Consider the following 14331-nt stretch of genomic DNA (forward strand, 5'->3'; position numbering starts at 1 on the left):
TCTCCGAGAAGGACCAGATCGGCCGCGATCCGTGGGAGCTGAGCGAGCCCCTGCCGCGAGGTTTGGGCGCCTGTGACTGCCTCTGGTTGGGGTGAAGCCTGCTGCGAGTAGTGCGGAGAGGGTATGGCGTATGGCATTCTGGAGTCGTCTCGCAAAGACATGGACGCCACCAAGGCCCGCTAAAACCACGGGTGGTGTCCGGAACCGACCTCCAATCGGTGCCAGCGAAGCCTCCAGGATTGCAGTCCTGGGGGCTTTCGTATGCCTGGCTCCCACAGAGGCAGGCGTCCCCATCGCAACTCGACCAAGGCTCGACAAGAGATCCGTCGAGAGGTCACCACTCCTGACCCAGTCGGACAACTCAGGCCGCTTTAAGGCCAGTTCAGAGGGATCGCCTCTGACTGCCTCTGGGCGACCCGGGTCGAACCGGGGTCGAATCAGAGCGTTTTCCTCTGACTGCCTCCGATCGCCTCTGCAACCCGTCCTAGCAGGTCACAGCCGCTTCCACCCTCATAAGCCCAGGTCAGAAAGGGTGCGGCAGATTTACTGGCGGTAGTGGTAGAAGCCCTCCAGCCCCCTGACGTCCCCCAGTTCGGTCTCGGTGACGACGACGCCCGCGAGCCCCCTCGGCACGTCGGCGGACGCACCGGCAGGACGGTCGACGGAGATGGACGCGGCTTGGTTGATCGGCATGTTTCCTCCCTGGACTTGATTCGACTGTCCATGCTTGACTGAGTTGCTGTCAATATTGATTGAATCAATACGTCGATCCATGGATACGGTGGCGCTCATGAGGGATCGAGAAACGGAGACGCCGGCACACGGGGGTCGACGGCTCAGCACCAAGGAGACCGCCGAACTGCTCGGCGTGAAGCCGGAGACCGTGTACGCGTACGTGAGCCGCGGCCAGCTCGGCAGCAGACGGGAGCCGGGCGGGCGTGGGAGCACCTTCGACCCGAAGGAGGTGGAGGCACTCGCCCGACGCAACAGGCGCGAAGGCGGCGGCGGTTCGACCGGGAGCGGCGAACTCTCCGTGCGCACCCGCATCACGCTGATCGACAAGGACCGGTACTACTTCCGCGGCGTCGACGCGACGGAACTGGCCGCGCGGTACTCCTTCGAGGAGATCGCCGAATGGCTGTGGACCGGGGAACTGCGCCCCGGTGTCACGTTCACCGCCCCGGAGGCGTCCGTGGCCGCCGCCCGGCGCAGTGTCGACGCGCTGCCCGAGCACAGCGGCCCGACCGACCGGCTGCGGGTCGCGACGATCGCCGCTGCGGCCGCCGACCCTCTGCGCTTCGACCTCTCCGAGAGCGCCGTGCTCGGCACGGGGCGCACCCTCATCCCCACCCTCGTCGCCGCGCTCCCGACCGTGCGCCTCGACCACCGCGACGAGGGTCCGCTGGCGCACCGGCTGTGGGCCCGGCTCAGCGGACGCACACCCGACGACGCGTCACTGCGCGTCCTGGACACGGCGCTCGGGCTGCTCGTCGACCACGACCTGGCGGCCTCGACTCTGGCGGTCCGGGTCGCGGCGTCGGCCCGCGCACACGCCTACGCGGCCGTCTCTGCGGGCCTCGGTGTCCTCGAAGGGCCCCTGCACGGGGCCGCCAGCGGACTCGCGCACCGCCTGCTGCTGGACGTACTCGACCAGGGCACCGCCGCCCCGGTCGTCGCAGACGAACTGCGCGCCGGCCGCCGTGTTCCCGGGCTCGGCCACCGGCTCTACCCGGGCGAGGATCCCCGCGCGCGTGCCCTGTTCGCCCTCCTGGAGGACGTGCCCGGCGCGGCACCCGCGCTGGCGGCCGCCCGTGACGTGGTCACCACCACGGCCCGGCACGCGCCGCTGCACGCCAACGTCGATCTGGCCCTGGCCGTCCTCACGGCCTCCTCCGGCATGCCGGCCTCGGCGGGAGAGACGATCTTCGCCGTCGCCCGGACGGCCGGCTGGATCGCCCACACCCTGGAGGAGTACGCGGAGCGCCCCCTGCGGATGCGGCCGAGCGGCCACTACGTGGGGGAGCGACCGCCCCGGCCACTCCCCCACTAGACGGCGCACGCCGGGCGCGGGAAATAGACCTGTGCGCTCCCAAGCAGTGCTTCCTCCCCACCCGCGCCCCGGCGCGCCCGCCTACGCTCCTGGACCACCCCTGACGCGCCCCCACGGGACGGCGGGAAGTCGCCCGGAGCCGAGTCAGGTTAGGCTCACCTCTGTGAGTACGTGCACGACCGCGTCACGGCAGCTCGACGAGCCCCTTTCCGGGACCGCGGCCACTGCGAGGACATGGCTGCTCATCGAGCAGCCCGGACCCTGGGGTGCCAAGGCGCTCACTTCGAGCCACCTGGACCCCGCGCTCGGCCGTGCCCTCGAAGCGGCCGCGGAGGGGACAGGAGTGCGCGTCGCGCTCATCCGGCGTCCCGGCCGCCACGCCGACTGCGGTCCTCTCGCCGAACGCCATGTGTACGTGGGCCACACCACCCCGGGAGGCGTGTGGCTGCACAGTGCCATGACCCGTGATCCCGAGCGGCTCCTCGACCTCGACTTCGCCGCGCTCGGCGCGGGTGATCCGCGGTCCTTCGACGACGTCCTCCAAGGACGGCCCCATACCGGCGACCCCTTGGCCCTCGTCTGCACCAACGGCAAACGCGACCGCTGCTGCGCCCTGCTCGGCCGCCCCCTGGCCGCCGAACTGGCCGCCTCCGGCGTCAGGGGTACCTGGGAGGTCACCCATCTGGGTGGTCATCGCTTCTCGCCCACCGTCCTGGTCCTGCCCTACGGCTACGCGTACGGCCGCACCGAGACCCACGCCGTCATGGAGATCCTCCAGGGCGTCCGGGAAGGCCGGGTCGTCACCGAGGGGTGCCGCGGGAACTCCGCCTGGGAACGCCCCGGGCAGGCCGCCGAGCTGGCCGTGCGCACGGCTTCGGGAGAACATGCCGCCGGTGTCCTGACGGTGGTCCGCACGGACGGCACCGCGCCTCGCTGGGAGGTGACCGTCGCGCACGTCGACGGACGCGTGTGGCGGGTCGTCGTCGCCCGGGGAGCCTCTCTGCCGCCCCGCCCGGAGAGCTGCGGTTCGGCCCTCGGTTCACCCGCGCGGATGGACGTGGTGGCGGTCCGGCAGCTGGAACATACAGGCATCCCGGTGGCCTGCTGACGGCACTGGGACCGAGCCCGCTCCGGTTCGAGCCGGCGCCCGGGTCCGACCTCACCCGACCAGGACCAGGTCCGGGTCCACTTCCAGGTCCGGGTCCAGGTCCAGGTCCAGGTCCAGGTCCAGGTCCAGGTCCAGGTCTACCGGATCATTGATCAAGAGATCCACACCACACCCCTTCGGAACGACGCGCGCACCCCCGTACCGTCGGGGCATGAGCCCCACTCCCCCCGCACGACGACTGCGCCTCGGTCTGCCGCGGCGCGTGTTCGCCCAGGTGCTGCTGATGCAGATCGCGATCGCGGCGGGAGTCGCCGTCCTCGCCACGGGACTGTTCCTGGCGCCGCTCAGCGCGCAGCTGGACGACGAGGCCATGCGGCGCGCCCTGGCGATCGCGCAGACCACCGCCGCCCAGCCGCAGATCGCCGTGGACCTCCGGCGGACGGTTCCCTCGCGGACCGGCCCCGTGCAGGCCGAGGCCGAGCGGATACGCAAGGCCAGTCATGCCGAGTACGTCGTCGTGATGAACATGCAGAAAATCCGCTGGTCGCACCGGTCCCCCGCCGAGATCGGCAAGCCGGTCTCGACGAGCCCGGATCGCGCGCTGGCGGGCCAGGAGGTCATGGAGATCGACACCGGGACCCTGGGGCGCTCCGCACGGGGCAAGGTTCCGCTGCGGGACGCCGACGGCCGGATCATCGGCGCTGTGTCGGTGGGGATCAAGTACGACAGTGTGCGGGCCCGGCTGATCGACGCGATCCCGGGGCTCCTCGCGTACGCGGGCGGGGCCATGGCCGTGGGCGCGCTGGCCGCCTATCTGATCTCCCGGAGGGTTCAGCGGCAGACCCGTGACCTGGCCTTCTCCGACATCGCGGCACTGCTCGCGGAACGGGAGGCGATGCTGCACGGCATCCGGGAGGGCGTGGTCGCCCTCGACCGCGGCGGTCGCGTACGTCTCCTGAACGACGAGGCACAGCGGCTGCTCGGGGTCGGCGCCGAGGCCGTCGGGCGGCCGCTGGACGAGGCACTGGGTCCGGGCCGTACGACGGACGTGCTGGCGGGACGCGTCACCGGCAAGGACCTGCTGACCGTCCGCGGCCAGCGCGTCCTGGTCGCCAACCGGATGCCCACCGAGGACGGCGGCGCGGTGGCCACCCTGCGCGACCGCACCGAACTGGAGCAGCTCGGCCGCGAGCTCGACTCCACGCATGGTCTGATCGACGCGCTGCGCGCACAGGACCATGAGCACGCCAACCGGATGCACACGCTGCTCGGGCTGCTCGAACTGGAGATGTACGACGACGCCGTGGAGTTCGTCGGGGAGGTGGTCGGCGACCACCGGGTCACCGCGGAACAGGTCACGGAGAAGGTCCACGATCCGCTGCTCGCCGCGCTCCTGGTCGGCAAGGCGACCGTGGCGACCGAGCGCGGAGTGGCGCTGTGGATCTCGGACCGGACGCTGTTGCCGGACCGGCTGGTGGACCCGCGGGGGCTCGTCACGGTCGTCGGCAACCTCGTCGACAACGCGCTCGACGCCGTCGCGGGCACGCCCCACGCGCGCGTGGAGGTCGAACTGCGCACCGAGGGGCGGACCGCCGTGCTGCGGGTCCGGGACACCGGGCCCGGCATCCCGGAGGATCGGCGGGAGCTTGTCTTCACGGACGGCTGGAGCACCAAGCAGCCGCCCGCGCACGGCAAGCGGGGAATCGGCCTCTCGCTGGTGCGGCGTCTCGCCGAGCGGCAGGGGGGCAGCGCGGAGGTGACCGACGCGGACGGCGGCGGCGCGCAGTTCACCGTCGTGCTGCCGGAGGCGCTGACGGACCCGTCGCTCGCTCCGGCGGATCCCGCCGGGGACACCGGGAACACAGGGGGTACCCGGAACGCCGGGAACACCTACGGGAAGTCGTGATGATCGAGGTCCTGGTCGTGGACGACGACACCCGGGTCGCTCGCGTCAACGCCGCCTACGTGGACAGAGTGCCGGGCTTCCGGGTCGCCGGTCTGGCGCACAGCGCCGAGGGTGCGCTGCGCCGGATGGAGGCGCCGCCGCGTCCGGACCTGGTTCTCCTGGACCACCATCTCCCGGACGACACCGGCCTCGCGGTCGTCCAGGAGATGCACCGGCGGGGACTCCAGATCGACGTGATCATGGTGACCGCGGCCCGAGACCTGACGACCGTCCGGGCGGCATTGCGGCAAGGAGTGCTGCAGTACCTGGTCAAGCCGTTCTCGTTCGCCGGACTGCGGGACAAGCTGGAGGGGTACGCGGACCTGCGGCGCGCCCTCGACCGCGGCGGCACGGCCGAACAGTCCGAGGTCGACCTGATCTTCGGGAGCCCCACGGCCGGCGCGGTGCCCGGACCACCCCCGGGGCACTCCCCTCCGACCGCCGAGCTGGTGCGACGCGCGCTGCTGAACGCCGAGGACTCGCTGTCGGCCCAAGAGGTCGCGGCGGAGACGGGGCTGAGCCGACAGACCGCCCAGCGCTATCTGAAGATCCTGGAGCGCTCGGGGAAGGCCGTGCTGACCCTCCGCTACGGCGACGCGGGGCGCCCGGAGCACCGCTACGCCTGGGCGGCCCGCGGCTGAGGACCTGGCCACCGACTTGCCGTTGCCCCCACGGCTGTCGCTCGTCCGGCCGGCGCGCGCACGACCGGCATGCCTACGCCCGTCGCGCGTACGGCCGGCGGGAGAGGCCGGTCGTACGCGCGACGGGGCGGATCGGGTGCGGTCTCGGCCGCCCGCCGTCAGCCCTTCGCCTTCTTCACGAACTCCGTGGTGTAGGTCTTGCTGAGGTCGACCTGGGCGTTCTTGATGTTCGGGTTGAACGCCTTGAGGACCTTCTCGACGGTCTGGGGCCCGTTCTCGGGCATCACGCCGTCCTCGGTGAACATCGGCAGCGTGCTCTTGATGGCAGCGGCGTACAGCGTCTGGTTGCCCTGGGAGTAGTCGGCGGGCATCTTGGCGGCGATCTCGGAGGCGCTGTGCTCCGACATCCAGCGCAGCGTCTTCACGAAGGCGTTGGCCAGCTTCTGGACCGTCTCCTTGTGACCGTTGACCCAGTCCGTCTGCATGTACAGGCTCGACGAGGGGTACGGCCCGCCCAGCGCCTGCTGCGAGCCCTCCGGCGTGCGCATGTCGACGAGAACCTTGCCGAGGTTCTTCTCCATCACCGTGGCGACGGTCGGGTCCGTCGTCATGCCACCGTCGATGGCGCCCTTCTCCAGGGCGGAGACGAACGTCGGTCCCGCTCCGACGGCGACCGGCGTGAACTCGCTCACCTGGACACCGTTCTTGACGGCGAGGTACTTCGTGAGGAAGTCGGTCGAGGAGCCGAGCCCGGTGACGCCGAGCTTCCTGCCCTTGAAGTCCTTCGGCGACGTGATGTCGCCCGCCCGCTTGTTGGAGACGATCTCGACCTCGCCCGGCGCGTGCGAGAACTGCACGACGGACTCGACGGACTTGCCCTTGGTCTGCAGGTCGAGCGTGTGGTCGTAGAAGCCGACCGCTCCCTGCACCTGCCCCGAGACGAGGGCGGTCTCCGCCTGGACACCGGCCGGCTCGCTGAGGAGCTCGACGTTCAGTCCCGCGTCCGTGAAGTAGCCGAGCCGCTGGGTGAGCATCGCCGGCAGGTAGATGACCTTGTCGAGCCCGCCGACCATGATCTTGACGTGCTCCCCCTTGCCGCCGCCGTTGCCGGAGTCGGCCGTCGTGCTCGCCGCGTCGTTGGCGCAGGCGGTCAGCGAGGTGAGGGCGAGCAGACCGGCGGCTGCCAGGGCGGAGTATCTGGCGGTCTTGCGCATGGTGGTTCACGTCCTTGTGAGTGGAGGGGCGGCCGTGCGTGCGCGCGGCGGGACCGTGCGTACGGGCAGGCTCATAGGTGGGTGCGGGAGGTCTGAGCAGGGGGGTGAAAGGGGCCGGTCAGCGGTCGGATTCCGACGGCTTCCAGCGGAAGATGCGGCGTTCGCCGAAGGTCAGCAGTCCTTCGGCGAGCAGGGCGACGACGGCGAGGATGACCATCGCCGCGTACACACCGGCGGCGTTGAATGTGCCCTGCGACTGCGCGACGAGCAGGCCGATGCCCTTGGTGGCGCCGATGTACTCGCCGACGATCGCGCCGATGAGCGCGAAGCCGAAACTGACGTGGAGGCTGGTGAAGATCCACGAGGTGGCGGACGGGATGACGACCTGGAGCGTCACCCTGCGGTCGCTGGCGCCGAGGATCCGGGCGTTGGCCACCAGGTTCCGGTCGACCTCCCGGGCGCCCTGGAAGGCGTTGAAGAACACCGGGAAGAACACGAGCACCACGGCCGAGGCGATCTTGGAGGCGGGCCCGAGCCCGAACCAGATCACGAAGATGGGCGCGAGGACGATCCTCGGTATCGAGTTGAGCACCTTGATGTACGGACCAAGGATGTCGGCGAGCAAGGTGATCCGCCCCAGCGCGATGCCGAACAGCACGCCGGCGACGACGCCGATGATCCAGCCGAGCAGCGCTTCGTGGAGCGTGTACCAGATCTGCTCACCGAGCGGTCCGAGTGCGGTCCCGTGCATCACCCATGTCTGGATCTGTTCCCAGATCTTGGAGGGCATGGAGAAGTTGAACGGGTCGATGACCTCGGTCCGCGAGAGCACCTCCCACAGGCCGAGCACGGCGACCAGGAGCAGCACCCGGGCGGCGCCCACCACGATCTTGCGTCTACGGGCGGCACGGGCACGGGAGTGCGCGCGGCCCGGGGTCTTGGCCGTGTCCACGACCGGAGCGCTGATGACCTCAGGCGACATGAGCGGCGCCCCTTTCACGGGTGATGCGGACCTCTTCGCCGAGGGACTCCCAGATCTCGCGGTAGATCTCGATGAACCGCGGTTCCAGACGCACCGACTCGACCTTGCGCGGCCGGGGCAGATCGATGTCGAAGACCTGCTTCACGGTGGCGGGACCGGCGGTCATCACGACGACCTTGTCGGCGAGCGCGATGGACTCCTCCAGGTCGTGCGTGACGAAGACGACGGAGGCGCCCGTTCCTTCCCACAGCTCGAGCAGTTCGTCGGACATCAGCGCCCTGGTCTGCACGTCGAGCGCGGAGAACGGCTCGTCCATCAGCAGGATCTCGGGGTCGTTGACGAAGGTGGCGGCGAGGGCGACGCGCTTGCGCTGGCCGCCGGAGAGCTGGTGCGGGTAGCGGTCCTCGAAGGCCGCGAGCCCGACCCGGGCGAGCCATTCCCGGGCCCGTTCCTTCGCCTCCGCCTTGGGCACACCGCGGAACCGGGGCCCGGCCATCACGTTGGACAGCACCGTCCGCCAGGGGAAGGTGGCGTCCTGCTGGAAGACGAAGCCGACCTTGTCCCCGACGCCTGCGACCGGCTTCCCGGCGACCAGGACCTCGCCCTCGGTGGGCTCCTCGAGCCCGCTGACCAGGGTCAGCGTGGTGGACTTCCCGCAGCCGGTCGGTCCGACGACGGCCACGAACTCGCCCCGCCCCACCGTCAGGTCCAGCTCCCTGACGGCGGTGTGCAAACCTCCCGACGGGGTCTTGAAGATCTTGCTCGCGCCCCGCAGCTCGATGGCGGGGCTGGTGTCTGTGCTCATGGCCGGGACCGTAGATGTGGTGCGGGCCACAGCATCAGTCTTCTGGGCGCAAGGCGTTCTTCTGCTCGCAAGGGTCTGTTGTGCTCATTTTGCTCGCGCTACAACAGCGGAGCCGAAACACGGGCGCAACACTCGCCCAGGCCTTGAGAGGAAGAGGCCCGATGATTGACGTCCTGGTCGTGGACGACGATTTCCGCGTCGCCGAGATCAACGCGAAGTACGTGAGCAAGGTTCCCGGCTTCCGGGTGGCCGCTCGCGCGCACAGTGCCGCCCAGGCACTGGACGCGATCGAGCGCGCTCCCGTCGACCTGGTGCTGCTCGACCACTACCTGCCGGACCGGACGGGCCTCGAACTCGTCCACCGGATGCGGGAGAACGGCCACGGCACCGACGTCATCATGATCACCGCGGCGAGCGACGTGGCCACCGTACGGGCGGCGATGCGCCTGGGTGCCCTGCACTACCTGATCAAGCCCTTCACGTTCATCGCCCTGCGCACCCGCCTCGACTCCTACGCGGCCCTGCGCCGCACCGTCGACCGGGTCGGCGGCCACGGGGTGACGGGCCAGGAGCAGGTCGACCGGATCTTCGGGGCCCTGCGCACCGCACCCGCGCCCTCCTCCCCCGGGCTGCCCAGCGGTCATTCGGAGCCGACCACCGACCTGATCTGCGACGTTCTGCACCAGGCGAGCCAGCCGCTGTCGGCCCACGAGGTCGCCCACGAGACGGGCCTGAGCAGGTCCACCGCGCAGCGCTATCTGCGCCACCTGGAACAGGCGGGGCGGCTGCGCCTCTCGCTCAAGTACGGGGACACGGGCCGCCCGGAACACCGCTACGCCTGGGTGGCGCCCTGAGCCGGCACTCCCCCGGCCCCGGGCCGCGGTGGGGCGCGCCGTCCCAGAACGGTGGCGTGCCGTCCCAGGACGGTCTCGTACGACGTCGGCGGCCCTCAGACGGCCCCGGCACCCGTGAGCGCGCGGACCTCGATCTCGGCGTGCTTGGCCTCGTCCGGCGGTTCCGCCGAGATGACGGTGCCGAGCCAGCCGGCGACGAAGCCCAGCGGGATGGAGACGAGGCCCGGGTTCTGCAGCGGGAAGTACTGGAAGTCCACCCCCGGGAACAGTGACTCCGGACTGCCCGACACCACCGGCGAGAGCAGCACGAGCACCAGCGCGGGCACCAGGCCGCCGTATACGGCCCATACCGCGCCGCGGGTCGTGAAGGACCGCCAGAACAGCGAGTACAGCAGCACCGGCAGGTTCGCGGACGCGGCGACGGCAAAGGCGAGTCCCACGAGGAAGGCCACGTTCTGATCGCGGGCCAGGAGGCTCAGGCCGATGGCGATCACGCCGATGCCGACCGAGGCGACGCGCGCCACCGCGACCTCGCCGTACGACTTCGCGCGGCGGCGGCGCAACGACGTGTACAGGTCGTGTGCCACGGCGGCCGAGGACGCGAGGGTGACTCCGGCGACGACCGCGAGGATGGTGGCGAAGGCGATGGCGGCGACGATCGCGAACAGGACCGTTCCCCCGGTGGAGTTGGCACCGCCCCCGAGGTCCAGGGCGAGCAGGGGAACGGCGGTGTTGCCCGCGGCGTTCGATCCGCGCACCGCCTCGGGACCGACGACGGCGGCCGCGCCGAAGCCCAGCACGATCGTCATCAGATAGAAGCCGCCGATGAGCCCGATCGACCAGAGCACCGAGCGCCGGGCGGCCCGCGCGGTCGGCACGGTGTAGAAGCGCGACAGGATGTGGGGCAGCCCGGCCGTGCCGAGCACCAGCGCGAGTCCGAGGCTGATGAAGTCGAAGCGTGCGGTCCAGTCCGCGCCGTACTTCAGCCCGGGTGCGAGGAAGGCCCTGCCGTGGCCGCTGCGCCCCGCGGCGGAACGCAGCAGTGCGTTGACGTCCCCGTGGAACCGCATCAGGACCAGCACGGTGAGGGTGATGGCCCCGCCGATCAGCAGGACCGCCTTGACGATCTGGATCCAGGTGGTCGCCCGCATCCCGCCCATCGACACGTAGATCACCATGAGCGCGCCGACACCAATGACCGTCCAGTTGCGGGCCGTGTCGCTGGTGCCACCCAGCAACAGCGAGACCAGACTGCCCGCGCCGACCATCTGCGCCACCAGATACATGACGGACACCACGACCGAGGACGAACCGGCCGCGATCCGCACCGGCCGCTCGTCCATCCGGGCCGCCACGACGTCGGCGAGCGTGAACCGGCCGCAGTTGCGCACGAGTTCGGCGACGAGGAAGAGAACGACCAGCCAGGCCACCAGGAATCCGACGGCGTAGAGCAGGCCGTCGTAGCCGTACAGGGCGATGAGTCCCGTGATGCCGAGGAAGGAAGCGGCGGACATGTAGTCCCCGGAGAGCGCGAAGCCGTTCTCCATCGGCGAGAACAGCCGGCCACCCGCGTAGAACTCCTCGGCCGAGCCGTGGCGGTTGCGGCTCACGAAGGTCGTGATCGCGAGCGTCACCGCGACGAACACGCTGAACAGGACGAGTGCCAGCGTCTGGTGGTGACCGGTCACCGCTCACCGCCCCGGGCGTTCCGTGTCATCTCCTGGGTGTCCCAGCGCAGTTCGAGGGCCGCGCGGTCCCGGCGCAGCCTGGCGTGCCGGGCGTAGGCCCAGGCGAGCAGGAACGTCGTGAGGAACTGCCCGAGTCCCGCGAGCAGTGCCACGTTCACCATGCCGACGACGGGGCGCGCCATGAATCCCGGCGCGGTGGTCGCGGTCACCACGTAGCCCACGTACCAGGGGAAGAACACGGCGACGGCCGGAATCACGAACCTGCGGTACCGGCCGCGCACTTCCTGGAAGGCGGCACTGCGCTGCACCTCCAGGTAGACGTGGGCGGCTCCGCCCGTGTGTTCCTGGTGCCCCGAGCGGGCGGCCGGTACGGCGGGAGCGAGCGCGCCCGTGCCGTCCACCTCACCCCAGCCGGAAGCGAGCGCGTCGTACCAGGGGTCGTCGAATCGGACCTCCCCTGTGCCGGCGCCGTCGTGCTTTTCCACCGAACTCTCCTTGTCCGCGACCCGTTTCTGCCGCGTGGCCAAGGATGTGCAGATCGGAGGGCTCCCCGACTCCTGTCTTCGTGCTCTTCACCCCATCAGGTGACCTCATCCCGCGGGCGGCCGTACGAGACCTTTCCCATAGGCGTAACGGACCGCTTGGGCACGGTCCTTGAGACCCGCCTTGGCGAAGAGATTGTTGATGTGGGTCTTCACCGTGGCCGTGGAGACGTGCAGTTCGCGGGCGATCTCGTGGTTGCTGAGGCCGTCGGCGATCAGCCGGAGCACCTCGGTCTCGCGCGCGGTGAGCCCGTCCGGGGACTCGGCCGGCGGGGCGGGGGCCGGTTCCGGTGCCGACAGCCGCTCCAGCAACCGCCGCTGGATGCCGGGCGAGAGCCCCGCGTCCCCGGAGAGCACGCTCTCCACGGCCCGTACGATCTCGTCGCCTCCCGCGTCCTTGGTCAGATAGCCGCGGGCCCCGGCCCGGAGCGCGGGGAACAGCGACTCGTCGTCCCCGAACGTAGTGAGCACGACGACCTGGGTCCCGGGATGCTCGGCACGGATGCGCCGGGTCGCCTCGACCCCGTCACACCGGGGCATGCGCAGATCCATCAGCACGACGTCCGGCGCCAGTTCGGCCACCAGCTCCACCGCTTCGGCCCCGTCACCGGCCGCCCCGACCACCTCGATCCCGGGGAGCAGTCCGAGCAGCATCACGATGCCCTCGCGCACGACCGTCTGATCGTCCGCGACGACGACCCGCGCAGGCCGCCGCCCGCCTTCCGCCCTCTCGGTCATACCGGCACCCTCAGCGTCACCACGAAGCCCTCCTCGACCGGTCCGGCATCCAGCGAGCCGCCCAGCAGCTCGGCGCGCTCGCGCATGCCCAGCAGACCGTACCCGGCTCCCGAACCGCTGAGTTCGCCCGGTTTTCCACCCGAATCCCGTACGTCCAGAGTGACTTCGTGCTTGCCGTAGTCCAGTCGGATGTCGACCCTGGCGCCCGGGGCGTGTTTGCGCACGTTCGTCAGTGCCTCCTGGGCGACTCTGCGCACCGCCTGGGAGGCCTCGGCGGGGAGCGGCTGGCGCTCGCCGGTCACCGTGACACCGGCGCAGTCGGCGGTGGTGACGAGTTCGCCGAGGAAGTCCTCCAGCGGAATCATCTCGCCCCGGAGCGCAGAGAGTGCCTGCCGGGTCTCCGCGAGCCCCTCGCGGGCCATTCCGCGTGCCGCCACGACCCGTTCGAGGATCACCTCCCGCTCCGCGCCCCTCTCGATGAGCAGCCGGGCCGCCTCCAGGTGCACGAGCTGCGCGGAGAGGCTGTGGGCCAGGACGTCGTGGATCTCCCTGGCTATCCGTGCCCGCTCCGCGAGGGCCGACGACTCCGCCTCCGCCGCACGGGCCGCACGTTCCTGGGTCAGCAGCCGCTGTGCGCTCGCCCGCGACTCCGCGTCGAGACGCAGCACGTATCCCGCGAGCGCCAGACCGGCGGTGGTGGCCACAGTGGTGAGCCAGACGTCGTTGTTGAACACCGCGTAGCCGCTCAGCGCCACCGCCGTGGCCGGCAGGGCCGCGGCGAGGGGCAGCCGTTCGATGGCGGCGACGGCACAGCCGCACAGCAGGACGAGCGAGGGGACCCGGAAGCCCGCGCCGTACCCCGCGACGGCGACCACCAGCAGCAGGGCGAGCAGTGCCAGGGACGCCGGCAGGCGATGCTCCAGGGTGGTCTGCCAGAACCCCCAGGCGAGGAGCCCGGACACCGCGACTCCCACGACGCCTCCGGCGACCGCCCAGCCGCCGAGATCGGAGTTCGTGAGCGTCGTGGCGACGAGCATGACCAGGACGACGGCGCGTGTGATCTGGGCGAGGACACGGCGGGCCTTGTGCACCCCGACACGGGAGAGCGCCTCGCGAGAGGGCCAGCGAAGCCAGACGTTGTCCGTCACAGGCGCTCCTTCCGCAGGACCCGGCGCACATCGTCACCGTACGCCGGGACCGGTCCGGTCGGCGCCGGGTGCAGGGACTGCGCACGCCAGGTCAGCAGCCCGGAACGGACCAGCAGGGTGGCGGCCAGGCCGAGCATCAGGGCCGAGGAGTTCTGGTGCACGCCGAGGAGGGCGCCGATGCCGAACAGACCCAGGCGCAGGCAGATGCCCGCGATCCAGACGGCCCCGCTGGCCTTGGTGCTCCTGGTCCACACGGAGCCGTCCGGCTCGGTCCAGATCCGTGTGGTCCACGCCCACCCGGCTCCGATGGCCAGCGCCGTCACCAGCTCCGCGCCCAGCAGGAGGGACGCCTGGACCTGGTGGTGCGGGTCGATCACGCCGGGCTCGCGCAGCGCCACGACGGCGAGGACGGCGGGCACGATCCACCAGCGCCGGTCCGTGCCGATGCGGCGTGCGCTGAACTGGCGCGTGATCACCACCGCGGCGACGGCGAAGATCAGCGCGGCATTCATGAGCCCGGACATGCGCGGCCTCCGTGAGCGGGATGCGGTGTCCGGCAGCGAGCGCTGCCGACCTCATCGACGCTACGGATGCGGCGGCTCGGGCAGATCGGAGC

The 14331-nt window shown here is 70.8% G+C and carries 13 protein-coding genes and 1 pseudogene; 5 read left to right on the top strand and 9 right to left on the bottom strand.

Annotation, left to right across the window (positions count from 1 at the left end; genetic code table 11):
• Positions 1 to 546 precede the first annotated feature (546 nt).
• A pseudogene (locus IO36_RS45945) lies at positions 547 to 693 on the bottom strand (citrate synthase/methylcitrate synthase); the annotation flags it as partial.
• Between the two features lie 97 nt (positions 694 to 790).
• Here IO36_RS45945 and IO36_RS15285 point away from each other — a divergent pair.
• The 4 genes from IO36_RS15285 (at position 791) to IO36_RS15300 (ending at position 5744) form a co-directional block, all read left to right on the top strand.
• A complete protein-coding gene (locus IO36_RS15285) occupies positions 791 to 2050 on the top strand; it encodes a citrate synthase (RefSeq protein WP_037620226.1) in 1260 nt (419 codons plus the stop codon).
• A 163-nt stretch (positions 2051 to 2213) separates the two neighbouring features.
• Positions 2214 to 3158: a sucrase ferredoxin gene (locus tag IO36_RS15290; RefSeq protein WP_037620227.1), complete on the top strand. Its 945-nt coding sequence runs from the start codon at positions 2214 to 2216 to the stop codon at positions 3156 to 3158.
• Positions 3159 to 3369: 211 nt separating this feature from the next.
• On the top strand, positions 3370 to 5064 hold the full coding sequence (locus tag IO36_RS15295) for an ATP-binding protein (RefSeq protein WP_078943214.1): 1695 nt from the start codon (positions 3370 to 3372) through the stop codon (positions 5062 to 5064).
• Positions 5064 to 5744, top strand: a complete 681-nt coding sequence (locus tag IO36_RS15300; protein WP_037620229.1) for a response regulator — start codon at positions 5064 to 5066, stop codon at positions 5742 to 5744. Before IO36_RS15295 ends, IO36_RS15300 begins: the two co-directional genes overlap by 1 nt.
• Before the next feature lie 158 nt (positions 5745 to 5902).
• Here IO36_RS15300 and IO36_RS15305 read toward each other — a convergent pair whose 3' ends face one another.
• The 3 genes from IO36_RS15305 to IO36_RS15315 all read right to left on the bottom strand — a co-directional run bounded on the left by IO36_RS15305 (position 5903) and on the right by IO36_RS15315 (position 8745).
• Complete coding sequence (locus tag IO36_RS15305; protein ID WP_037620231.1) at positions 5903 to 6958, bottom strand: ABC transporter substrate-binding protein; 1056 nt, start codon at positions 6956 to 6958, stop codon at positions 5903 to 5905.
• Between the two features lie 118 nt (positions 6959 to 7076).
• Positions 7077 to 7940: an ABC transporter permease gene (locus IO36_RS15310; protein WP_037620232.1), complete on the bottom strand. Its 864-nt coding sequence runs from the start codon at positions 7938 to 7940 to the stop codon at positions 7077 to 7079.
• On the bottom strand, positions 7930 to 8745 hold the full coding sequence (locus IO36_RS15315) for an ABC transporter ATP-binding protein (protein ID WP_037620234.1): 816 nt from the start codon (positions 8743 to 8745) through the stop codon (positions 7930 to 7932). The genes IO36_RS15310 and IO36_RS15315 overlap by 11 nt, the downstream gene beginning before the upstream one ends.
• 161 nt (positions 8746 to 8906) lie before the next feature.
• On the opposite strand from IO36_RS15315, the gene IO36_RS15320 reads away from it, so the two are divergent.
• Positions 8907 to 9599, top strand: a complete 693-nt coding sequence (locus IO36_RS15320; protein WP_037620236.1) for a response regulator — start codon at positions 8907 to 8909, stop codon at positions 9597 to 9599.
• 95 nt (positions 9600 to 9694) lie between these two features.
• Here IO36_RS15320 and IO36_RS15325 read toward each other — a convergent pair whose 3' ends face one another.
• The 5 genes from IO36_RS15325 to IO36_RS15345 form a co-directional block, all read right to left on the bottom strand.
• Positions 9695 to 11287 (bottom strand): solute symporter family protein, encoded by a 1593-nt coding sequence (locus tag IO36_RS15325; RefSeq protein ID WP_037620238.1) that lies wholly within the window; start codon positions 11285 to 11287, stop codon positions 9695 to 9697.
• The gene (locus tag IO36_RS15330; RefSeq protein WP_037620466.1) at positions 11284 to 11772 is read right to left on the bottom strand and encodes a DUF485 domain-containing protein; all 489 of its coding nucleotides are present in this window, start codon (positions 11770 to 11772) and stop codon (positions 11284 to 11286) included. Before IO36_RS15330 ends, IO36_RS15325 begins: the two co-directional genes overlap by 4 nt.
• 105 nt (positions 11773 to 11877) lie before the next feature.
• A complete protein-coding gene (locus tag IO36_RS15335) occupies positions 11878 to 12567 on the bottom strand; it encodes a response regulator transcription factor (RefSeq protein ID WP_037620240.1) in 690 nt (229 codons plus the stop codon).
• Positions 12564 to 13715 (bottom strand): sensor histidine kinase, encoded by a 1152-nt coding sequence (locus IO36_RS15340; RefSeq protein ID WP_037620242.1) that lies wholly within the window; start codon positions 13713 to 13715, stop codon positions 12564 to 12566. The genes IO36_RS15335 and IO36_RS15340 overlap by 4 nt, the downstream gene beginning before the upstream one ends.
• Positions 13712 to 14239 carry a DUF1453 family protein gene (locus tag IO36_RS15345; RefSeq protein WP_037620244.1) on the bottom strand — a complete coding sequence of 176 codons (528 nt, stop codon included), beginning with the start codon at positions 14237 to 14239 and terminating at the stop codon, positions 13712 to 13714. The genes IO36_RS15340 and IO36_RS15345 overlap by 4 nt, the downstream gene beginning before the upstream one ends.
• Positions 14240 to 14331: the final 92 nt, after the last annotated feature.

This window comes from Streptomyces aureus (assembly GCF_000725495.1).
GTDB classification, from domain to species: domain Bacteria; phylum Actinomycetota; class Actinomycetes; order Streptomycetales; family Streptomycetaceae; genus Streptomyces; species Streptomyces aureus_B.